Source organism: Chloracidobacterium sp., assembly GCA_025057975.1.
Taxonomy (GTDB): domain Bacteria; phylum Acidobacteriota; class Blastocatellia; order Chloracidobacteriales; family Chloracidobacteriaceae; genus Chloracidobacterium.
In genome coordinates this window covers 18,254-41,099 of the sequence record JANWUV010000001.1, presented here as the reverse complement: position 1 = coordinate 41,099, position 22,846 = coordinate 18,254, and the positions used below count along the sequence as shown (strand labels likewise).

The window sequence follows — 22,846 nt, the reverse complement described above, 5'->3', positions numbered from 1 at the left end:
AACCTTGCCGAGCGTCACCCGTCCAAGCCTTCGTCTCTTTTGTTAGGAGTTTTGTCCATGGATTTTACCGGAAAGGTGGTTCTCATCACGGGCGGCGGTCGGGGTATCGGGCGCGCCGCCGCCCTTGCTTTTGCGCGTCACGGCGCCGACGTGGCGCTTGCCTCACGAACGGCGGCCGACCTCAATGCCGTCGCCGCCGAAACTCGTGCACTTGGGCGGCGCGTGGTCGCCGTCCCGACGGATGTGACACGCCGGGAGCAAGTCGCAGCCTTCGTCGCTGCAACCGTCACTGAACTGGGGCGCATTGACGTGGTCGTCAACGCCGCCGGCATCGGCATTCTCAAGCCGTTCCCGGAGTTGACCGAGGACGATCTTGACCGTATGTTGGCGGTCAATGTGCGCGGCGTATTTACCGTTACCCAACTGGCGGCGGCGGAGATGGCGAAAACCGGCGGCGGGATCGTCATCAACATTCCGGGGATTTTGGGGCGAGCGGTGATGATGCAAGCGGCCGGGTACTGCGCCTCAAAGTTCGCTGTGACCGGCATGACACGCGCCATGGCGCTCGATTTGAAACGCAGCGGCGTTCGCTTTACGCTGTTGCATTTCGGCGGTGTGGATTCGCCATTCTGGGATACGATTGGCATGCGCGTCCAGCGCGACAAAATGTTGTCGGTGGAAGAGGCGGCGCGGGCCATTCTGTTCGCCGCCTCTCACACCGGCAACGGCGTTTTGAACGAGCTGGTGCTGCAACCGGAAAGTCATCAGATGTAAACCGCCAGTCAAGTGCGCCGGCGGGGCGTGTCTGCTCCGCCGGTTTGAATCGGAGCGATGGAAATCGTTACACGGATTCCCCGCATGCGTATGTTGGCCCCGCGCCTCAAACGCGACGGCAAAAAGCTGGCGCTTATCCCCACGATGAGCGCCCTGCACGAAGGGCATGCCAGCCTCATTCGCCGCGCCCAAATCATCGCCGACGTGGTGGTGGTCTCGATTTTCTTCAACCCGATTCACTTTCAGAGCGGCGATGAGTTTGAAGTGCCGACGCGCGACCTAGCGCGGGACGCCGAACTCGTCGCCAATAAAGGCGTGGATGTGCTGTTTGCGCCAAGCGTGGATGAGATTTACCCGGAAGATTTTCTCACGTACGTCACGACCGACGTTCTGGATTGTCGGTTGTGCGGAGCCAAACAGCCCAACTACTTCCGTGGCGTGACAACCATCATCAACAAACTCATCAACATCGTCCAACCACACTTTACGCTGGTCGGACAGAAAGACGCTCAGCAGTCCATCATCATTCGGCGGATGGTGCGCGATCTTTCAATGGATACCGAAGTCGTCATCTGTCCGACAGTGCGCGGCCCTGACGGCCTAGTGATTTCTTCGCGGAATGCGATGTTGAATCCGGCGGAGCGCCGCGCCGCGCCGGTGCTCTACCGCAGTCTGCAGCAAGCGCAAGCACTGGTTGAGCGCGAAGGCGTCCGCGACGCCGCAACCCTGCTTGACGCGGTGCGGCAGGTGCTGGCGACAGAGCCGCTGGTGCGCCCGGAGTATGTCGCGCTCGTGGACTTAGACAACCTTAATCCGCTGCCGGCCGTCCCCGACGACGCGGATTGCCTGTTGGCGTTGGCGGCGTACGTCGGCCACGTTCGGCTGACCGACAACATCATTCTGAGCGGCGGCGCAGAGTAGTTGCAGCCTCGCCTGAGCCAAGTCGAGCACAACCCTGCTCCAGACCGTGCATGGTTTCCGTCGCTGGCATGCTATCGTCGGGCGAAGCATAAAGGCCAAAGCCAAGAGCGGTTTACATTCCGGAAGCGCCTGCATTCCCTACGAGGTTTTCAGCCATGCCCGGCGGCAGTTTGTTGCTCCTGCTCGATGATATTGCCTCCGTTCTAGATGATGTGTCTGTGATGACCAAGGTCGCCGCCAAGAAGACAGCGGGTGTCGTCGGCGATGATTTGGCGCTCAATGCCCAGCAACTGACCGGCGTGCGTACCGACCGCGAATTGTCGGTCGTCTGGGCGGTAGCCAAAGGCTCGGCGCTTAACAAGGCCATCCTTGTTCCCAGCGCATTGGCGATCAGCGCGTTCCTCCCCCGCCTAGTGATCCCGCTGCTGATGGTGGGCGGCGCATTTTTGTGCTTTGAAGGCGTTGAAAAGCTGGTTCACAAGTTTTTGCATGCCGGTGAGGCGGAGCACCGCCGTTCGAAAGAGACTCCAACCGATGCGGCCAGCATGAGAGCGCCTGACGCCGAACGCGAGAAGATCGCCGGAGCGATTCGGACGGATTTCATTCTGTCGGCGGAAATTATCGTGATTGCGCTCGGTACAGTCGCCGCTAAGCCGTTCAGCACACAGGTCGGCGTATTGACCACGGTTGCCGTCCTGATGACAGTCGGCGTTTACGGCTTGGTCGCCGGGATTGTGAAGCTGGACGATGTTGGGCTGTACTTGAGTCGCCGCTACACCGGCGTTCCGGGCGCGATTGGACGCGGGTTGGTTGGACTGGCGCCATACTTGATGCGCTTTTTGTCCATTGCCGGAACCGCTGCGATGTTTCTAGTGGGCGGCGGGATCATCGTTCATGGTCTGCCGGTGGTTCACCACTGGGTGGAAGCAGTGGAACACACAGTGGAGACCATCCCGGCCGTGGGACGCGCGCTGGCCTGGTTGGTGGTGCCGGTCGGGGACGGCGTGGTTGGCGTGCTTGTCGGCGCGTTGGCGTTGCTCGCGGTGTTGGTTGGTAAGTGGGTCGCCGGTCGCGTCCACCCATCAGCCTAGGTAGCTCGCTTCAGTGAACGCTGGGGGAGCGTTGAAGACGATGAAGCTGGGATGGGTTACGGTGGTTTTGTTAACCGGCATGATGCTGCCCGTACAGGCGGCAGTGAACGCCAAGCTACGGACGTTTGTGGTCAATCCGATTTACAGCGCGTTGATCAGCTTCGCCGTTGGTACAAGTCTGTTGGTGATGCTGGCTTCGACAATGGCCTGGGCGGGACAAGCAGGCGATCTACGCGCCGCCGCTGCGGCACCGTGGTGGACGTGGGTCGGCGGCGCGTTAGGTGCCGTGTTTGTCACAATGGCGATTCTGGCCGTACCAAAGATCGGCGCGGCCGGTTACTCGGCGGCAATTATCACCGGCCAACTCATCGGCGCGCTGGTGTTAGATCACTACGGCTGGTTGGGCGTGCCGCAGCAAGCGTTGACGTGGTCGCGCCTGCTGGGGGCGGCGCTCCTGTTGGTCGCCGTATGGCTCATCCAGCGTTAAAGGCGTGTCCTTTTTGCCGCCTGTTGCGTTTTGGCGGCCGTTCTCACTACATTCTGCAGCGCGCTGCTTGTCGGCGGCCGTTACGCAGCCGCCAGTTCACAAAAGCCATAGGTCAGTTTGCAACGCCGGATGAAGAACGTCGCTCGTTTGCAGGTTGTCGGTGCCGCCGACGGCGCTGCGCCGCTTGAAGCCGTTGAGACCCTCCGCGCCCACCGCCTGCGCAAAGCCTATCGAGGGCGGGAGGTTGTTTCTGACGTCAGTCTCACCATCCGGCGTGGTGAGGTCGTCGGATTACTCGGACCAAACGGAGCCGGTAAGACCACGACGTTCTCAATGATTGTCGGTCTTGAGACCCCTGACGCTGGCATCATCACCCTCAACGACGAGGACATTACCGCGCTGCCGATTTACCAGCGGGCGCGTCTCGGCATTGGCTATTTGCCACAGGAAGCTTCGATCTTTCGGAAGCTGACGGTCGAAAACAACATTCTTGCTATCCTTGAGACGCTTAATCTGCCGTCAACCGAACGTCAAACGCGACTAGAAACCCTGCTGAACGAACTGGACATTGCCCACGTCCGCCGTACGATGGGGTATGCGGTTTCGGGCGGCGAGCGCCGGCGGACGGAAATCGCCCGCTGCTTGGCCATTGAGCCGAAGTTCATTCTGTTGGATGAACCATTCGCTGGTATTGACCCCAAAGCCGTTATCGAAATTCAAGGCATCGTGGCGCGGTTACGGAAAAAAGGCATCGGCGTGCTGATTACCGACCACAACGTACGGGAAACACTCGCCATTACGGACCGGGCTTACATCATCAGTGAAGGCCGTATCTTTCGCGCTGGCCGGCCGGATGAACTCGCTTCCGATCAGGATGTGCGGCGGGTATATCTCGGTGAACATTTTCGGCTCTAACGTTTTGGTGCTGGCGGCATGATGAACCTGCGTCCACAACTTGCGCCCCGAACGGAACAGCGTCTCGGTTTGGTGCTCACGCCCCAGATGCGACAGCGCATCGAGATGCTCAGCCTGACGCTGACGGAGCTTGTTGAGCTGACGACGCAGGAAATCGCTGAAAACCCAATCCTCGAAGAGGTTGATCCGTACGAGCCGGCCGAAGGCTTGACCGTCACGGACGACCTAACGCCGGAAGCCACCAGCGATGGTGATGTTGGGTTGATGGACGGTGAGGTGCCCTCTGAAGCCGAAGTGGCCGGAGGTGACGAGCAGGAAGCGATGTCTTCGACGCCCGACGAAGCCGCCGAAGATGATGCCGGACCGACAGAGGCCGCCGACCCCTTCGCCGAAATAGACTTCGGGGCGACATTTGACCACTACCTTGATCCGGGCTACCGGACGCTCGGTGAGTACGAGGAGCGTGAGGAGTACACGCTGGAAAATCGGCTCAGGCACCAACCGACGCTTTACGAACACCTACAAGCGCAAATCGCCCTACTGCATCTGCCTGAGGATGTGCGGGCGGCGGCGGAGGCTGTCGCCGCCAGCCTCGATGAACGCGGCTTTCTAGCAGACAGCTGCGAGGAAATTGCCGCCATCGGCGGATGGACGCTGGAAGTCGTCGAAGTCGCCCGCCGCGCCGTCCAGCGGCTGGATCCTGTCGGCTGCGCTTCCTACGATGTGCGGGAGTGTTTTCTCGTCCAGCTCGAACAGCAGGGATGGAGCGAACGGTTGGCGGCGCAGTTGGTGCGCGACCACTTGGATCGTCTCGCGCCTTTTCGGTGGCCTGACTTGGCGAAGTCGCTTGGTGTAAGTTGCCAGACAATTGCTGAGGAGGTCGCCCTGATTCGTCAGCTCGAACCTTTTCCCGGTCGCCGGTTTGCGCGCATCGGTGAAGGGTTGCTCAACGGCGCACAGCTCATTCAGCCGGAGATTTTCATTGAGAAAGTCGGCGATGAGTATGTGATTCGGTTCAACGATGACGGGCTACCGCAACTGCGCATCAACGCCAAGTACCGCCGGATTTTGGAAAACCCGAACGCTTCACGCGAGGAGCGTGAGTTCATCCGCGATCGGCTGCGTGCCGCCGTTGACCTGATACGCAACATTGACTACCGCCGGCGGACAATCTACCGAATTTGTGAGGCTATCGTCGCCCGGCAACGCGACTTTCTCGACTACGGCCCGGCGCACATCAAACCGATGATGCTCAAGGACATCGCCGAGCAGGTCGGGCTTCATCTTTCGACGGTCAGCCGCGTCGTCAACGGCAAGTACGTCCAGACACCGCTAGGCATCATCGAACTCCGACGGTTTTTTACCGAGGGGTTGACCAACGACGACGGCGAAGCGGTGTCCACCGACATCATCAAGCTACGTATCAAGAAGCTCATCGCCGAAGAAGACCCGCGTGAACCGCTCACGGACGACGAAATCGCCCGCATTCTGGCGCGGGAAGGTCAGAGGCTTTCGCGGCGGACGGTGGCGAAATACCGCAGCCAGATGCATATTCCCGGTTCACGGGAACGCCGCACCGTCCTGAGCTAGAGGCGCAGCGCCTGACCGGCTTTTTCAGTTCCACTTTGCCTTACAAGGATATTGTTGTTATGAGCCATGCCTCTCCCGCTTCGACGCCCGACCGTTTGTTGCAAGCCGTCGCCGCTGGCGACATGGTGCGGGTTGTCGCTGCCACGACCACCCATCTTGTTCAGGAAGCTTGCCGTCGGCATGGTTCATGGAAGACGGCGACAGTGGCGCTGGGGCGCGCCTTGACCGGCGCGGCGCTGCTGGCCAGTTCGCTCAAGACGAGCGAACGGGTGACGGTGTGCATCGAAGGGCGCGGCCCTGTTGGGACGATTACGGCGGAAGCCAATGCGCAGGGGGGGGTCCGTGGCTATATCCAGCATCCCAAGACGGATGTGCCGCTGCGACCTGACGGCAAGCTGAACGTCGGCGCGGCCGTTGGTAAGGGCGTGCTGCACGTCATCCGCGAAGGCGGCTTCGAGATTGGGCTAATGGAGGCTTACCGCGGCTCCGTCCCGCTCGTCTCAGGCGAAATCGCCGAGGATTTGACGTACTACCTGTCCTATTCCGAGCAGATTCCCTCGGCGATGAGCCTAGGCGTCTATATGGAAGCTGGCGATGGAGTGGTCGGCGCGGCCGGCGGTTTTCTGGTGCAGGTACTCCCGGGCGCTGATGAAGCCGTCATCGAGCGCCTTGAGCAAACGGTTGCAGCCGCACCGCCGATTACCGATATGGTGCGGGCGGGGGCGACGCCGGAAGACTTAATCCGACAGGCGCTAGGAGATTTGGATTGGCGTCCGCTTTTGGAGCGACCGCTGAGTTTTGTCTGTACCTGTTCGGTTGAGCGTACGGAGCGGTTGTTGACGGCGTTGGGCGTGGAGGAAATGCAGGCGATTCTGGCCGAACAGGGGCAGGCGGAACTGACCTGCCACTACTGCAATGCGGTTTATCGGCTTTCGGCCGCCGATCTGCAACGTCTGATTGACGCTGAAACATCGGGTAAAACCTCGTAGGATTTGGCCGCTTTCTAAAGAGGAAGGCTACGTCCCTTGCCGCCCTTGATCGTTAGGTTCTTTTCCTGTGATAATTTTCAGCCCATGGCGGATGCGATTGAGTGGAGGGATAGGATGCCGCTATCCGTCGAACTACCCCGTGATGCCATTTCTGACTTTTGCCGCCGCCGGCGCATTGTAGAGTTGGCAATTTTTGGCTCTGCATTGCGTGAGGATTTTCGACCAGACAGTGATGTGGATATTTTGGTGACATTTGAGCCGGACGTTCAATGGACGTTTCCACAATGGCTGGAGATGACCCGTGAGCTGGAAACTTTATTTGGTCGCAAAGTGGATTTAGTCGAGCGGCGGCTGGTCGAGCAGAGCAAAAACTACATCCGCCGAAAACACATTCTGAGCCACTTGGAGCCGATCTATGTGGCGTGACGCCGCCTATCTCCTCGACATGTTGATTGCTGCGAAAGAGGTTCTCCAGTTCAGTATGGGGCTGACTTGGGAGGGATTTCAGCAGAGTTCCCTGCATCAACATGCGATTGCGAAGGCGCTGGAGAACATTGGGGAAGCCGCGCGCAAGGTATCGGATGAGACAAAAGCGGCACATCCCGAAATTTCTTGGCCACAAATCATAGCTTTGCGCCACCGGATTGCTCATGACTACTTTCACCTCGACTTGGTCAAAATGTGGCAGATTGTGCAAGAAGATGTACCTACGCTAATTCCCTGATTGAGCCGTTGATACCGCCGGAAGAACCATAACGGCACAGAAGAGCGAAGAATCCGCTTTCCCGCATGGCGGCTCGACGCTACGCGCCACGCCGTAAAGCGTGGCAGTTTCTCAAAAAACAAGTTCGGAAAGCTTTCCGGCGCGTGCGGATGCAGGCGGAATAACGCAACCCCAAGACGATGTTGCTTTCACACGCCCCTTGGCTTATTGAACGAAACATGCGTGTCACTCCCCGCAACAACACCACACCGACGCCTCACCTATGTTGCGTATGTCGCTTGCAACGCCTCCGGCGCGGCGGCTGGCCGCCGTGCTGGCGCTATCCGCCTGTCTGATGTTCACCGCGTCGGCGCAAACCGCGCGCCCGAAAGCCGAACCCAAGAAACCCCAAGCCAGCGCGTCGGACGCCAAAGACCCGAAAAAAGACGAATCGCTCCTCAAGGAAAGCACCTTCACCGGACTAAAGTTCCGTTCGTTGGGGCCGGCAGTCGCGTCCGGCCGCATCTCGTCGCTGGCGGTGGACCCGCGCAACCGGCGGCGGTACTTCGTCGGCGTTGCTTCCGGCGGTGTCTGGAAAACGACAAATGCTGGGACAACTTGGACGCCTGTGTTCGACAACCAGCCGTCTTTTTCCATCGGCGCGGTGACAATAGACCCCAAACATCCCTTCCGCATTTGGGTTGGGACCGGAGAAAACAACTCGCAGCGCAGCGTCGCCTATGGCGACGGTGTCTATCGTTCCGACGATGACGGACGGACGTGGCGCAACGTCGGGTTGAAGGAATCTGAACACATCGCTCGCATCCTCGTTGACCCGCGCAATTCTGAAACGGTCTATGTCGCCGCGCAGGGGCCGCTCTGGCGGTCGGGCGGCGACCGTGGCCTCTACAAAACGACGGACGGCGGTCAAACTTGGCAGCGCATTCTCGACATCAGCCCCGACACCGGCGTGACCGAGGTGGTGATGGACCCACGCAACCCCGACGTGATGCTGGCGGCGGCATACCAGCGGCGGCGGCATGTCTGGACGCTTATTGACGGCGGTCCTGAAAGCGCCATCTACAAAACGACGGACGGCGGTAAAACGTGGCGCAAAGTGACAAATGGCCTTCCGAGCGTGGATTTGGGCCGGATCGGTCTAGCCATTTCACCGGCCAACCCGGACGTTGTTTATGCCTGCGTGGAAGCCGCCGATGGGAAAGGGGGTGTATTTCGCTCGTTGGACGGCGGCGAAACTTGGGAGCGTCGCAATTCCTTCGACCAGACGGCGATGTACTTCAGTACGATTGTCGCCGACCCGCGCAATGTGGATCGAGTGTACGTCCTGAACGTCTCCCTGATGGTTTCCGACGACGGCGGCAAAACACTGTCGCCGATGCCGGGCATGCGCCATGTCCACGTGGATTATCACGCCATGTGGATTGACCCGTCCGACCCCGATTACTACCTCGTCGGCTGCGACGGCGGCGTGTATGAAAGCTTCGACCGCGGCCGGTCGTGGCGGTTTCACGCCAACCTGCCGGTGACGCAGTTTTACGACGTGACTGTGGACAACAGCGAGCCGTTTTACTTCGTCTATGGCGGGACGCAGGACAACAACACGCTGGGCGGCCCTTCCCGAACACGCAACACTCACGGCATAACCAACGCCGACTGGTTTGTGACCGTCGGCGGCGACGGTTTTCACGTTCGCGTAGACCCAACCGATCCCAACACTGTCTATTGCGAGTATCAGTACGGCAACCTGTTTCGTTTCAACCGGCGCACCGGCGAGCGTGTCGGCATCCAGCCCAAAATCGGCAAGGACGAACCGCCGCTGCGCTGGAACTGGGATTCCCCCTTCATCATCAGTCCACACGATCCCAAACGCCTGTACTTTGCCGCTAACCGGTTGTTCCGCAGCGATGACCGGGGGGATTCATGGCGGGCGGTTAGCGGCGACCTCACCCGGCAACTCGACCGTGACAAGTTGCCCGTCTTCGGCAAGGTCTGGGGACCTGACGCTGTGGCCAAGCACGCCTCAACGTCGTTTTACGGCAACATCACGACCATCGCCGAATCGCCTAAGCGCGAAGGCTTGCTCTTTGTTGGTACGGACGACGGTCTGGTATGGATTTCGGAAGACGGCGGCGCGAACTGGCGCAAAATCGAAACCTTCCCTGGCATCCCCGAACGTACTTTCGTCAGCCGGATTGTGCCGTCCAAGCATAACGCCGATGTGGTCTATGTCGCCTTTGACAACCACAAAAACGGCGACTTCAAACCCTACGCACTCAAGTCGTCCGATCTGGGGCGGACGTGGACGCCCTGCGTCGGCGATCTGCCGGAGCGCGGCTCGGTCAAGGTCATCGCTGAAGACCCGGTCAATCCAAACCTGCTGTTTGCCGGAACGGAATTCGGGTTGTTTTTCACGCCGAACGGCGGCAGGCGCTGGGTGCAGCTCAAGGGCGGACTTCCCACCATCGCCGTCTGCGACATTGCCATCCAGACGCGCGAACATGATCTGGTTGTTGCGACATTTGGGCGTGGTCTCTACGTCTTGGATGACTACCGCGCCCTGCGCACCATCACCGAGGAACAACTCCAGCAGGCGGCGCAAACCTTTCCGGTGCGCGACGCTTGGCTGTACGTCGAAGCCGAACCGCTGGGCGGCAGCAGGCGCGGTTTTCAAGGCGACGCATTCTACGTTGCGGACAATCCACCGTTTGGGGCCGTTCTGACCTACTACTTGAAGGAAGCGCCGAAAACTAAGAAGGAACGCCGTCAGGAGGCTGAGAAGAAGGGCGACGCGCCCTACCCGACCCGCGACGAACTGCGCGCCGAGGCCGAAGAAGAAGCACCGCTAACATTTGTCGTTGTTATAGACGACAAGGGCAACGTTGTCCGCCGGCTGACAGCGCCGCAGGCGGCCGGCTTCAACCGCGTGGCGTGGGACCTTCGTACGCCGGCGCCGCAACTACCGCCGCCTCGTGACGAAGAGAATCCCTTCGCGCGGCAGCCGGTCGGCTGGTTTGTCACGCCGGGGACGTACACGATGACGCTTTACCAACGCGCCGACGGCGTGACGACCCAACTCGGAACGCCGCAAACCTTTCAGGTGCGCTTTCTCGACGAGCGCGCAGCCGAGGACGTACGCGCCTTCGAGGATTTTCACCGGCGGCTGCTGACTGCGCAGCGGACGATGCACGGGGCGCTCGAAACCGCGCAGGAGCTTCAGACGCGGCTGGCCGCCGTCAAAAAGGCCGTTCTGGAGACGCCTGCCGCCGACGCCAAACTGCTGGACGAAACGACGGCGCTGACGCAGCGCATGAACGCTCTGCTGGTGCGGCTGCGCGGCGACCGGGCGCTTCAGGCGCGCAACGAGAATACGCCTCCGGGACTGGCCGAACGGTTGGCGGACATCGTATCCGAACGGAGCAACACGCTGGCGCGACCGACACAGACCCATGAGACACAATACGCTATCGTCGCCGAGGGTCTGCGCGAGGCGTTGAATGATCTGCGCACAATTGCCGATGATCTCGGCCGCGTCGAAAAAAACCTAGAGGCGCTGGGCGCGCCCCACACGCCGGGGCGTTTTCCAACGTGGCCCGAACGGTAAGGGTGGCCCATTTTGAGGATGCGGTGGACGCTGCTTGCGCGGACGAGAGCCGTTAGTTGCGAATCACGTACCGGATTGAGCCACCCTCTGTATCAATCAAGGGCGGCCGGTGGCGTACCCGCCGGATGATGTTTGGATAATCGGCGATGCGCGGCGGCAGATGGACGTTCAGTTCGACGGCGGGCCAAGTGTGAATCACGACGTCGGTGACTTCGACAGGCATGAAGTCGGGGTGCGTGAAGCGGACGCGGTAAGTTCCCACGGGGACGCCGATGTGTGCGCCGAAACCTCGCCGGTCGGTTTCAAACGCCAACCCCGGACCGGGCTGCATCGGGTAAAGCTCAACTCGAACGTCGGCGACCGGACGCTCGTCCGCTTTGTGGGCGCTCTCGGTGCGGACGTTGACCCGCAGCTTACCGCAGCAGGGGCTTTGTCCAGTTGAAGGCGCACAGCCAGTGACTAGCAGCCAGAAGAGCGCCAACCAAACGGCTGAAAAGCGCGTGCTTCGCGTTGCACCGTGCAGTAGCATCCCCTGCCAGGCGTTCGTCACCGGTGGACGCGCCGAACATCCTCTACGAAGTTTGGCGGAGACCTCAATGTCCATCTTGCAAGCCATCCTTCTCGGCATCGTTCAGGGGCTGACCGAGTTTTTGCCTATCAGCAGCACGGCACACCTGATCCTTGTTAGCAAGCTGCTTCAGCTTGACCAAAAACTGACGCCGGAGCAACTCACTGGCTTTGTTGCGTTCATTCAGTTAGGCACTGTGGCGGCGTTGATCATCTACTTTTTCCCTGACCTGTGGGCTATTGCGCGTGGTTTTCTGACAGACCATCTCGCTTGGCTTCAAGGTAGGGGAACGCTTAGCGCACCAGCGCGTCTAGGATGGTTGATCATTGTCGGCTCAACGCCGGTGATCGTGCTTGGTTTCGCCTTCAAGAAGGTCATTGAAGGCACGTTGACCAAAAACCTTTATGTCATTGCCAGTGCTTTGATTGGGCTGGCGTTGGTGTTGACGGCGGCGGAACTGTTCGGCTCGCGGCGTTTGAAATTGGAGGACCTAACGTGGGTTCACGCGCTCGTTATCGGCTTTGGACAAGCGTTGGCGCTTATTCCTGGGGCGTCCCGTTCCGGGACAACCATCACCGCCGGGTTGCTGCTCGGATTGGAGCGCGCAACCGCCGCTCGCTTTTCATTTCTGCTGTGCGTTCCAGCACTGACGGGGGCAGGCGTGTTGCAGTTTGTCCGGGAAGTCAAGGATTTCGATCCCTCAATGCTGGCGGCGACGGCCGTCGCCACGCTGGTCTCTGGGATCACGGGTTACGCCGCCATCGCCTTTTTGCTTTTCTTCCTTAAAACACACAGCATGTTTGTGTTTGTGGCTTATCGGCTCATTCTTGGTGGATGCCTACTAGCGCTTCTGGCGACAAATCGCCTGTCGCCAGTGTAGTGCGCTTGAAAATGGGGTGAGGCGCTCAACGTAACAGGGCGTTGTCCCCGCCAGTGAAGCGTTCAGCCGCGACTGGGAGCTGATGTGCATCAATTGACGCATCAATCTCGCCCGTTGCTTCCGTACAGCCGCCGGTAGTGCGCCGCATTGCGTATCACGCCTAGGACGTAAAGCCGCGTCTCGGTAATCGGAATCGCGTCAATCCACACATCCAGTTCCTCGGTCGGCAGCGTTTTGAGCCAGTTGATGACTCGTCCGGGTCCGGCGTTGTACGCTGCAAAGGCGTACTCATACCGCCCAAACCGGCGGCGCATCTCGGCAAGGTAGCTTACGCCTAGTACGATATTGAGCTGCGGGTTGTAGAGTTGCTCGGTGGTGATGGGGCCAACGCCCTTTTTGTTGGCGACCAGTCGCCCCGTCGAAGGCAAAAGCTGCATCAGGCCAATGGCATTGGCGGGGGAGCGGGCGTTGGGATCAAAAATGGATTCCTGACGAATTAATCCGGCGACAATGAATGGGTCGAGGCCGTGCGCCTTTGCTTCCCGCTGGATGGTTTCCCATTCACGCAGTGGATACAAAATTTCCCACTCCTCACGGCTGATTTCGTCACCTTGGTAAGCCGCATAATCAGGGTGCGCACGCTGCAGGGCCTGCGCCGCTTGGTGCGGCTGGCCAAGGTCGCGGTAAACGCGGGCAATCTCCAGTGCGACTTTAGGGGAGGTTGGAGCCGTTCGGCGCGCGGCCTCCAGTTCATTCAACGACAACTCCATCAAACCGATGATGCGCAGTTGGGAAGCTCGCTCCAACCACACCACGCCTTCTGAGCCAATGGTCTCAACCGACGGACGAGCGGGCGGCAACCCGGCGACGGCGCGCATCACCGGATGCTCCGCCGTCAGTTGGGCCGCCGGCACGGCACGCAAACGCTGAAGGCGCTCTGCCGCCTGCTGCCCATAGTGGTTGTAGCGGTAGCGACGGACAATCGCTTCGTACAGCAACCTTGCTTCTGAACTGCGCCCAACGCGCTCAAGGTCTCGCGCCGCCCAGTAGGCCGCCCGTCCCTTGTTGTCCGAGAAGGGGAAAAGCGCGACGTGTTCAAGGAGCAGCGGCACGGCGACGGCGTACGCCCCCTGTTGGTGCAACGCCCAAGCCCGCTTGAAATGCCACTGTTGTCCGGCTTTCCGTTCTGGGTACTGCCGGACCAGTCGGTCGTAGTAGCTTGCGTCGCCGTGCTTTTCAGCCCAGCGAGCAAGGTTTTCAAGCGCTTCGCCGGCGCGCGGCGACGTTGGGTACAGCGCGAGAAGCCGCTCGACGGTCGCGGGGTAGTTTGCGCCGCCGCTGCGTCGCACAGCTTCCGCCAGATAAAACAGAGCTTCGGCGTGCCGCTCTTTGTTTTGGTCGCTCACCGCCGCGAGTTGAACGGCGGCGGCGGCGAATTTTTGAGCAAAGTACAGGCTAACGCCGTACCGGAAGCGCGCTTCATCGTTCTGGAGCGCCGCCGGGTCAAGCGTCGCCAACTGGGTAAAGTCATCGACCGCAGCGGCGTACTGCTTGGCCTCATACAGGCGGTAAGCGCGGAGGCGTAGTCCGGGAGCGTCGGTGACGCGCGCCGCCATCGCCGCCGCAACCGGGTTAGGAAACAGCGCCTGCCGGGCGTTTTGCACCTCATCCTGACTCAGGCTGTCGGGCGCTTCCGTAATGATGCGCCGCCAGATGCGGCGGGCGTCGTCGAGGCGTCCGGCGTCGTGGTAGGTGAGCGTCAAAATCGCCAGCGCGTTGCCGTCGCCTGCGTCCAGCAACGGCTTGAGAACCCGTTCCACCGCCGCCACGTCACGCCGGACGGCGGCGGCGCGGGCGGCCTGAAGCGTCGCTTCACGGACTAAAGGCGATTGCGGATACCGCACAGTGAGTCGCGTCAAGGTGTTCTGCGCCGCTTCAAACTTGCCGCTATCGAATTGCGCCTTGCCAAGATAGTACAGCCCATAGTCGCCCAACCGACTCCAATCAGCGATCACCGGCGTATCGAGCAAAGCGACGGCGGTCGCATAGTTGCGCGCCTGGTAGCTGTCATAACCGCGCCGAAGCCGAGCTAGCGCAGCGACTTCGGAGTTTGGGTAGCGGCGCTCAAATTCGGCTAACACACTATCCGACGGTTGGTTGCCGGCGCGGACAACGGCTTGGCGGAGCGCGCTCAATGCCTCAGTTTTTTCCTCTGACGGTGGAGCTGCGTGTAGGCAGTGGCGTGTTATAAAGATGCCGCCGAGGAGTAAGCCGGCGGCAAGCAGCGAAACTCCTAAACCAAGTGCAAAGCGCACTTGACGTGGTTTGGGCCGCCGACGCAACCACGCAAATGACAACGCTTTCATCGCGACGGACTTGGTTGGAAAAAAAGTGGACGAGCGCAGGGCTCGTCCACTTGACCAGCCAACTTGGAAGGTAAGCTTACTCAGGCTGCAACAGCACCGGGCCGGGGCAATCCGCACCAAGCCGCGATTTGTCGCCTTCCGCCAGCAACGAAACCAATTCATCGTAGAAATAATCGAACTTAGCCGCCACAATCGGGCTGACCCGCTTATCGTACATTTGCCGCGAACGGTCTATGTCTTCCTTCAAGCGGTCGTAGAGATCGTGGTTGAGGCGTCCTTCAGCGACTTTCGCTTCGTTGTAGAGCTTGATTTCCGACACCAGTAGGCGGGCAAAGCGCCGGGCGTCGTTGTGCGCCTTGGCTTCCTCTTCGGTAGTCGGTTTCGGCGGGCCAGGAGGCATCGCTGCCGCCTCAGGGCGCGGCGTCACAGCCGGGCCGCCTTGGGATGGGGTCAACGGTTGGATGGTAAACCCGTTGCTTGGAGAGGCTGTCTCTGCTGGCGCTGGCTCCGCAACGTTCGGTGGCGCTGACGCAGGTGGTGTGACGACCTCAAAGGTCGGTGTTGGACTGGGTGCTGAATACGCTGTGGGTGTCGCCGTCAATCCCACCGAAGTGGTTGGTTCTGGTTCCTGAATGGTCGGCCCAGGCGGAACGACTGGCGGGAGCGGCTGTGGCTCAAAGGTCGGCTCTGGCGGCGACTCGGCAACCGCTCGGCTGTCCTTAGCGGCAGTTGCCTCAGGCTCTGGTGAGGGATAGGCTCCATCAATGAGCTGCGTTTTCAACCGGTCGGTTTCAGGCGTCACTACCTCCGCCGCCGGTGGCGCTTCTTCTGTGGGCTGGACCACTGGCGCAACGGCCGTGGCCACCGGCACTTCATCGGTTGGGGCGACGCTCGGCGTCGCATGCACTGCCTCGCTACGCGACGGTGCTTCCACGGCGGCGGGCGGCGTCTCCGGGGAAACCGCTGGCGCCGCCTGAGTTGTGCGGTCTACGGCTGGCGCAGCCGTAGTCACCAAACGATTACGTGCGTTGATCAACTCCACCGTCAGACCGGCGGTGTTGACCAAAATCTGAAGCGGCGGTAGGGCGATGCGCGTCACTGGTTGGTCGCCCGTGTCAATGTAGAGCAGAGCCGCCACCTTGCCACGTACGAGCAGTGGAATGCTGCCTATCGCCGCCGGGACGCTGCCCAGCCGGTCAAGCAGGAGTTGGTTCTCAGCATAGGCGTAGGGGCTGTCCAGAACGGCTATCTGGCGGTCAATGGCGGCTCTGAGCGTGGTTTGCGCCTGAAGCGACAGCGTCATTCCACGCAGAGAGACACCGGAAGCTTCAAAGCCGCGTTCGGCCCAAGCGACCATACCGCCTGTTTTGACGACGAACAGCGCCGCGCGCGGGGCGTACTCCAGCGCGCGGGTTACAAGTAAGTTGAGCACTTCGGCCTGGGTCGGCTGGCTCTGAAGTTCGACAAGGTAGTGGTACAGTGTTTGGAGGTCCACCGTCGGGGCGGTTGGCGCCGCCTCAGGCAGCGGCCGAGCGACTTCAGTCGGCGTCGGCGGCGCCGTGGTCAGAGCCGCAAGATGCGTCAGCGCACGGTCTGTGAAGTCGGCGATGGCTGAATCATGGCTGACCGCCGCCAGTCGCGCCGCCGATTGGGACAACAACTGAGTGAACGCTTGCTCGACTTGGTGATGCATGCGGGCGATTTCAGCTTCCAGCTTACTAAGTTCCGCCCGCACAATCGCCTCAACTTCCGCGCGCCAGCTTGCCTTGAGATGTTCGTACGACACGGGTTTGTTCTCCACGCAATGAAATGCCTGAATTTTTCGGTTGGCGCAGCCTTCCACCACTAGGCGGAAGGCTGCGGAGCGAGTGGCAAGTGAATTGTAAACGTTGTGCCCTGACCGAGCGTGCTCTGGCAGGTAATGTCGCCGTCATGGCCTTCAATGATCCGGCGACAGATACCTAGCCCAAGTCCAGTCCCTTCACTACCTTTGGTCGTGAAGAAAGGCTCCCAGATACGTTGCAGGTTTTCCGGCGCAATGCCGCAGCCGGTGTCCGATACGGTGATTCTCGCACTTCCATCCACTTCGTCAACCCGTACAGTGAGTTCACCAGGCCGGTCTCGCATCGCCTGTGCGCCATTGCGCAGCAAATTGAGGAGAACCTGCATGATTTTGTCACGATTGAGGCTGACGTAGGGGTTGCCGTCCGCTTTGAAGCTGGTGCGACAAACCCTCACCAGTGGGTCGTAACGGGCAAAGTTGAGTGCTTCTTCAACAATCGGGACAAGCGGCTGCACGGTCTTTTCATAGACTTTCGGCTCCGGCCGGGCAAAGTCCCGAATCTCGTTGACCATCGCCACCATGCGCTGCTGGGCGTTGAGGATGAGCTGGATCAACTGGCGCTGACGCTGATCCTCGGCGTCGCTCATCAGGATCTCGGCCGCTGTCAGCGCCGAGAGTTGGTTTTTCAACTCGTGGGCGATGCCGCTGGCGAACTGCCCCAGCGTGGCCAGTTTTTCTTGATTGATGAGACGCTCCTGCGTCGCCCGCAACTCTTCAATCAGATGCAGGTTTTCCATCACAAAGCCAGCCTGCTGGGTCAGCGCCAAAAAATATTCCAGTTCCTCATCGCTGAACTGGGTGGTCGCCAGCAGGTTGTCCACGTAGCACACCCCCCAAATCTGCCGTGGTGAACTAATTGGGGCGCACATCACCGAATGGATGGCTTGCTGAACGATACTCGACGTGGACGAAAACCGTGTATCCGACAAGGCGTCAAAGCTGCGGATGGCGACGTTTTGCTCAAACGCCTGCATGGCAATGGTCAGGCTTGGTTGAACCTGCGTTGTTCCCGACCGTGTGCGGACAAACCGCATTTCGAGCGCACCAGTCGCCGCGTCGCGGAGAAGGATCGCCCCGCGTTCCGCCGGCAGCGTTTCCATCGCGGCGTCCAGCAAACACTCCAGTAACGCCTGTGTGCTGCCCGCCGTCAGCATTTTGCGGCTGAACTCGTTCAGCGCCTTGAGCCGATTGAGCGTGAAATCGGTGATGTTTTCAGCGCTGTCCAGCAGCGCTGTGTTGAGAAAGCGCGAACGAGGACTGGCGATGACCGTCGTCAGTTTGTCAGTGGTGCGTTGCTCCTCGTCGGCGGCGGCGCCACTGCTGTCCGGCGAGATGGCGTGCGTCTCAAAAAGCAACGTAACGGGGTTGACGTCACCAAGCTGAAATCGGTCGCCGGACTGAAGGACGTGCGTGGTAATCCGCTCGCCATTGACCAACACGCCCCCTGTACTCTGGTTGTCGCGCAGAATGAACCGCCCATCCCGATAAATGATTTCGGCGTGCCGGCGCGAAACATAGGAGTTGTTGATCTGGAGGTCGTTGGTGCGTAGGCGGCCGATGCTAAACACCGGGCGGTTAATGCGCACGGTGCGCTGAAACCCTTGGCTGTCGAGGTAGGTAAGGGTCGCATAGATGGGGATGGACGTTTCCAACATAGCGACGGAAAATACGCTGCTGCGACAGGCGTTTCAGATGAAGCCGATGCGGGTAGTTTGTCAATGTAACACAGGCGACAGCCGCTACGCCATGCTCTTGTCAGTGCGGAAACGCAAAGCATTCGCGGAACAACTAAGTTCGCGCTCAGGATTCCGTCAGCGGCGGTCGGATGGGGCTTCGGCGGCGGCGCGGCGTCGGTTCGCTTTCCTCCACTTCGGCGGCGGCTGGCCGCCGCCGAATAGAACGCAACGCCTTATGCAGCGAAAAGCGCGGCTTAAACCCAAACGTTTCACGGAACTTGCTTCCGTCAATCACGCATGGGAACATCAAAAAATCATACTGCGGCGTCGGGAAAGGCAACAGCCCAACCGCCCATCCCAGCTTCATCAGCGGGGCCGCCAACTGGTAAATCACCGGAACGGCGATCCCACCCGCCTCACGAACTGCCACGGACAGCGGTAATTCACCAGGGCCAGTGACGTTGTACACCCCGCCATGTTTTTTCTCTAGCGTCAGCAGCAGCGCCTGCACCATGTCCCGTTCATCAATGACTTGGATCATCGGATCGTAGCCGAACGGAACGGGCACGAGGCCAAACCGCAGGTACGTGGTGAGGAAATTTTGTACGTGCGGCCCGACGATGTGGCACGGTCGAAGCAGGGTCGTCGTTGTTGAGCGTACTTGGTGCATCCATGACCGGCAGTAGGTGTCAAACTCAACCTTATCGCCCATATCGGCGTACCGCTGGATAGCCTTGAGTGGATAATCCTCAGTCAGGAAGGTCGGATTGGTTGGGTCGGCGCCGTAAACATCGGCACTGCTAAGCAAGATGACTTGGGGGACGCCTTGCCGTTCGCAACAGGCCAGCAAGCGCATCGTGGCGATGACGTTCACGGTATGGCGGACGGTCATCGGCAATCGCGCGTCGTTGGCGACCGCCAAGTGGATGACCGCGTCAAAGCGCTCGTTGCGAAATAGGTCTTCCAGCGCTTTTTTCCGAATATCAAGCTGGCGATAGGTAATATCGCGCCGAATCGGAAGCTGCGGCGGACGCCGCCCAATCCCGACGACCTCCCACTCCAACGGGATCGCTGAAGCCAACTGGGTGGCTAGACCGCCAGCGATGCCGGTAATCAACAGCCGCTTACGGTTGCTGGGTGCAGAGGAGGCTTTTCCAGCCATAGGCGTCGGTTTGTCGCCCGAACGGTCGCTTCAGCGAGCGCGTTCGGGCGCTAAGTTTAGCTGCGCGCGTTACTCTGCCATTTTCTTAGCGTTCTCGATGGCGTCTTCAATTGCGCCACACATGTAAAACGCTTGTTCCGGCAGGTCGTCGTGCTTGCCTTCAAGAATCGCCTTGAAGCTCCGAATTGTGTCGGCCACTTTGACGTACTTGCCTTTGCGGCCCGTAAACTGCTCTGCGACGTGGAAAGGCTGGGAAAGAAACTTCTGGATTTTGCGCGCGCGCGCCACCGTCAGCTTGTCCTCTTCAGAGAGCTCGTCAATGCCTAGAATAGCAATGATGTCCTGGAGCTCCTTGTAACGTTGCAGCGTACGTTTGACGCCCTCGGCGACTTCGTAGTGTTCTTGTCCGACGATTTGCGGGTCGAGAATGCGCGAGGTGGAATCCAGCGGGTCTACTGCCGGAAAAATCCCCAACTCGGCGATCTGACGCGACAGCACAGTTTTGGCGTCGAGATGCGCGAAGGTGGTCGCCGGCGCTGGGTCGGTCAGGTCGTCGGCCGGAACGTATATCGCTTGAACAGAGGTGATCGAGCCAGTCTTGGTCGAAGTAATCCGCTCCTGCATTTCGCCCATTTCCGTGGCGAGGGTGGGTTGGTAACCGACGGCGGATGGCATGCGCCCCAGCAGCGCCGACACTTCCGAGCCGGCCTGCGTGAAGCGAAACACGTTGTCCACGAAGAACAGTACGTCCTGATTCATCTCATCGCGGAAGTACTCCGCAACGGACAATCCCGACAGGGCCACTCGTGCCCGCGCGCCCGGTGGCTCGGTCATCTGGCCGTACACCAGCGCAATCTTCGATTCTTCGAGGTTGTCCATGCGGATGACGCCGCCTTCTTGCATCTCCACCCACAGGTCGTTGCCCTCGCGCGTCCGCTCGCCGACGCCAGCAAAGACAGAGTAGCCGCCGTGCCCCATGGCGACGTTGTTAATGAGTTCCATGATCATCACGGTTTTGCCGACGCCCGCGCCGCCAAACAAACCAATTTTCCCCCCTTTGAGGAAGGGCTGAATCAAGTCAATGACCTTGATGCCGGTCTCAAGCATTTCAGTCTCGGTGGATTGCTGCTCGAAGGACGGGGCCGGCCGGTGGATCGGGTAGCGTTTTTCATGCTTGATGGGGCCTAGCTCATCCACCGGCTCACCGAGAACATTCATGATCCGCCCGAGTGTACCTTTGCCGACTGGAACGGTAATCTGCGTGCCAAGGTCATACACCTTCATGCCTCGCACCAGTCCTTCTGTCGGCTGCATGGCGACTGTTCGTACCAGTCCATCGCCCATGTGCCGTTGAACCTCAACGACAATGTTGATCGGCTGGGGTACATCGAACCCGTCGCTAACGATACGGAGAGCTTGGTACATTGGCGGGAGATACCCATCGCCAAAGGCGACATCCACCACTGGACCAATAACTTGAACCACTTTCCCTGTTCTTGGGGCGGGAGCAGGGGCGCTCATCGTTGTGCTTCTTCCTCCAAAAAACCTCGGCTTTTCTAAGGGAAGCCGAACATAATCAGTCGTGGCTAACGTGTTGGGACGCTACCACAGCCTACGAGCCTTGACCAACCGACTTAGACCACCTTCTCGCCTACGGCAGATGAATACGGAGCTAGTTGCAATCTGGGCTGCCATGACGCAAGCTAACTGCGGCATCAGGCAAACGTGAAAACGCCGGTGAAGCTAGAGCAAACACCGTGTAGCGTTCAGCGCTGAAGGGAGAGCGAGCGAGGGGGAGAAGGTCACGGCGGAATGGACCGTCACCTCGCTATGACGGATCAAACGGTGGCGACTACAGTTGAACGAACGGCGCGCGCTGCGACGCAATGCCCGGAAGTTCAGTTACAGAGCTTATTCCAGCGCGGCAAACAACTCTGGGAGTACGGCGAATATGAAGCGGCGAAAGCCGCTTTTCGGCAGGCGATCAAGCTGGACGCTGAACATACGCCGTCGTACGAATGGTTGGGCGCCGTGCTGCGCGAGTTGGGCGAACTGCGCGAGGCCATCCGCATGTGGCGGACGGCGGAGACGTTGGCACCCAACCACCCGCGTGTTCTGCTTAATTTGGGTGTTGGACTGTTTGAACTAGGCAAGTTTTTTGCCGCCAGTCGAACTGACGAGCCGCTGCAGTTGCTGCGCCGCGCTGTTGCTTGCTCACCGACGCCGTATGGTCGGGCGTGGTTCAATCTGGGAAACGTCCTTTATGTTCACGGCAACTACGCAGCGGCGCGCGATGCCTACCAAGCGGCGTTAGACGCTGAGCCGGGGCTTGGCGTCGCCTATCGCAATTTGGGCAACGCTCTGTTCCGCCTCGATCAGCCGACAGCGGCGCTAGCAGCGTATCAGCGGGCATTGGACGCCGGCGACACACAGGGTGCGGCGCATCACAACTTGGGCTTGGCTGCTCTGCGCGTGCGCGCCGCGGAAACCGCTGCGTCTGCGTTTCGCGCCGCTGTCACGTTGCGCCCGACGGACGGTGAAAGTTGGTTGGGTCTGGGCAATGCGCTGGCGATGCAGGGTGAGTTTCAAGCCGCACGGGCGGCGCTGACGGAAGCGCGCGCCAGTCGCGGCGGACAGTACCCCGAAGCCGCGCTTGATCTTAGCAAAGTGTTGCTGGCGATGGGGCAAGCGGAGGCAGCGGTCGAAGTCCTGTCTAAACAGTTGACAGTGACGCCGTTGCCAGGTTTGTACCGCCAACTGAGCCGCGCCTATATCAAACTTGGGCGTCTGCCGGAAGCCGTCCAAACGCTTCAGCGCTTTGTGGCGACGCCCGCCGGGGACACAGCGCTAGGCTACTATGAGCTAGGGGTGGCGCTTGCCCAATGCGAGCCTCCCTATGTCGCCGAACAAGCTTTCCGGACAGCGATTGAAAAAAGCCACGGTGTGTATCCCGAAGCTTGGCATCGCCTGGGGCGAGTCCTCATGCGCCAGAACAAGCTCGTCCTTGCCGTCGAAGCTTTCGAGCGGGCCATCGAACAGCGTCCCGACTTCGCCGAGGCGCTCAGGGATTTGGGGCAGGCGCTCTACCGGTCAAGTGATTTGCACGCGGCCGACGCCGCGCTTAACGCCGCCATCCGGGTCGAACGAATGACCGGTCGGGTCAGTCAACAGGCGGTGTGGGAAGTGGAAAGCGAGTTGTGGGCCGGCTTGCGTCAGGCGGCGTGTCTGTACGATTTGCCGTCTAGTCCGTAAGCTTCGA

18 protein-coding genes are annotated in these 22,846 nt (G+C 60.2%); 12 read left to right on the top strand and 6 right to left on the bottom strand.

The genetic code is table 11. From position 1 onward, the window contains the following. Positions 1-57 precede the first annotated feature (57 nt). The 10 genes from NZ585_00160 to NZ585_00115 all read left to right on the top strand — a co-directional run bounded on the left by NZ585_00160 (position 58) and on the right by NZ585_00115 (position 11,092). Complete coding sequence (locus NZ585_00160; protein ID MCS7078450.1) at positions 58-774, top strand: SDR family oxidoreductase; 717 nt, start codon at positions 58-60, stop codon at positions 772-774. 57 nt (positions 775-831) lie between these two features. Further along, a complete protein-coding gene (gene panC, locus NZ585_00155; protein ID MCS7078449.1) occupies positions 832-1,695 on the top strand; it encodes a pantoate--beta-alanine ligase in 864 nt (287 codons plus the stop codon). A 155-nt stretch (positions 1,696-1,850) separates the two neighbouring features. Continuing rightward, positions 1,851-2,786, top strand: a complete 936-nt coding sequence (locus tag NZ585_00150) for a DUF808 domain-containing protein (protein ID MCS7078448.1) — start codon at positions 1,851-1,853, stop codon at positions 2,784-2,786. A 40-nt stretch (positions 2,787-2,826) separates the two neighbouring features. Next, on the top strand, positions 2,827-3,273 hold the full coding sequence (locus tag NZ585_00145) for a DMT family transporter (protein ID MCS7078447.1): 447 nt from the start codon (positions 2,827-2,829) through the stop codon (positions 3,271-3,273). 129 nt (positions 3,274-3,402) lie between these two features. Beyond that, positions 3,403-4,188 carry an LPS export ABC transporter ATP-binding protein gene (lptB, locus tag NZ585_00140; protein MCS7078446.1) on the top strand — a complete coding sequence of 262 codons (786 nt, stop codon included), beginning with the start codon at positions 3,403-3,405 and terminating at the stop codon, positions 4,186-4,188. An 18-nt stretch (positions 4,189-4,206) separates the two neighbouring features. Beyond that, on the top strand, positions 4,207-5,778 hold the full coding sequence (gene rpoN / locus NZ585_00135; protein MCS7078445.1) for an RNA polymerase factor sigma-54: 1,572 nt from the start codon (positions 4,207-4,209) through the stop codon (positions 5,776-5,778). Positions 5,779-5,837: 59 nt separating this feature from the next. Then, positions 5,838-6,767, top strand: a complete 930-nt coding sequence (gene hslO / locus NZ585_00130) for an Hsp33 family molecular chaperone HslO (protein ID MCS7078444.1) — start codon at positions 5,838-5,840, stop codon at positions 6,765-6,767. 114 nt (positions 6,768-6,881) lie between these two features. Next, on the top strand, positions 6,882-7,193 hold the full coding sequence (locus tag NZ585_00125) for a nucleotidyltransferase domain-containing protein (protein ID MCS7078443.1): 312 nt from the start codon (positions 6,882-6,884) through the stop codon (positions 7,191-7,193). Then, positions 7,183-7,491, top strand: coding sequence for a DUF86 domain-containing protein (locus NZ585_00120; protein MCS7078442.1), 309 nt, complete (start codon positions 7,183-7,185; stop codon positions 7,489-7,491). Before NZ585_00125 ends, NZ585_00120 begins: the two co-directional genes overlap by 11 nt. A gap of 262 nt (positions 7,492-7,753) precedes the next feature. Continuing rightward, the gene (locus NZ585_00115) at positions 7,754-11,092 is read left to right on the top strand and encodes a glycosyl hydrolase (GenBank protein MCS7078441.1); all 3,339 of its coding nucleotides are present in this window, start codon (positions 7,754-7,756) and stop codon (positions 11,090-11,092) included. A 52-nt stretch (positions 11,093-11,144) separates the two neighbouring features. Here NZ585_00115 and NZ585_00110 read toward each other — a convergent pair whose 3' ends face one another. Beyond that, positions 11,145-11,696, bottom strand: a complete 552-nt coding sequence (locus tag NZ585_00110; GenBank protein ID MCS7078440.1) for a carboxypeptidase-like regulatory domain-containing protein — start codon at positions 11,694-11,696, stop codon at positions 11,145-11,147. On the opposite strand from NZ585_00110, the gene uppP reads away from it, so the two are divergent. Beyond that, on the top strand, positions 11,689-12,540 hold the full coding sequence (uppP, locus tag NZ585_00105) for an undecaprenyl-diphosphatase UppP (GenBank protein MCS7078439.1): 852 nt from the start codon (positions 11,689-11,691) through the stop codon (positions 12,538-12,540). The genes NZ585_00110 and uppP overlap by 8 nt on opposite strands. Before the next feature lie 101 nt (positions 12,541-12,641). Here uppP and NZ585_00100 read toward each other — a convergent pair whose 3' ends face one another. The 5 genes from NZ585_00100 to atpD all read right to left on the bottom strand — a co-directional run bounded on the left by NZ585_00100 (position 12,642) and on the right by atpD (position 21,108). Next, positions 12,642-14,735: a transglycosylase SLT domain-containing protein gene (locus NZ585_00100; protein MCS7078438.1), complete on the bottom strand. Its 2,094-nt coding sequence runs from the start codon at positions 14,733-14,735 to the stop codon at positions 12,642-12,644. Between the two features lie 247 nt (positions 14,736-14,982). Further along, positions 14,983-16,692, bottom strand: coding sequence for a hypothetical protein (locus NZ585_00095; GenBank protein MCS7078437.1), 1,710 nt, complete (start codon positions 16,690-16,692; stop codon positions 14,983-14,985). A gap of 59 nt (positions 16,693-16,751) precedes the next feature. Further along, entirely contained in the window at positions 16,752-18,404 is a 1,653-nt protein-coding gene (locus NZ585_00090; GenBank protein MCS7078436.1) for an ATP-binding protein, read from the bottom strand. Positions 18,405-18,549: 145 nt separating this feature from the next. Continuing rightward, positions 18,550-19,587 carry an NAD-dependent epimerase/dehydratase family protein gene (locus NZ585_00085; GenBank protein ID MCS7078435.1) on the bottom strand — a complete coding sequence of 346 codons (1,038 nt, stop codon included), beginning with the start codon at positions 19,585-19,587 and terminating at the stop codon, positions 18,550-18,552. Between the two features lie 69 nt (positions 19,588-19,656). Next, a complete protein-coding gene (atpD, locus tag NZ585_00080; protein MCS7078434.1) occupies positions 19,657-21,108 on the bottom strand; it encodes a F0F1 ATP synthase subunit beta in 1,452 nt (483 codons plus the stop codon). Positions 21,109-21,417: 309 nt separating this feature from the next. Here atpD and NZ585_00075 point away from each other — a divergent pair, with 309 nt between their 5' ends. Then, positions 21,418-22,839 carry a tetratricopeptide repeat protein gene (locus NZ585_00075; GenBank protein MCS7078433.1) on the top strand — a complete coding sequence of 474 codons (1,422 nt, stop codon included), beginning with the start codon at positions 21,418-21,420 and terminating at the stop codon, positions 22,837-22,839. The last annotated feature ends 7 nt before the right edge of the window (positions 22,840-22,846 follow it).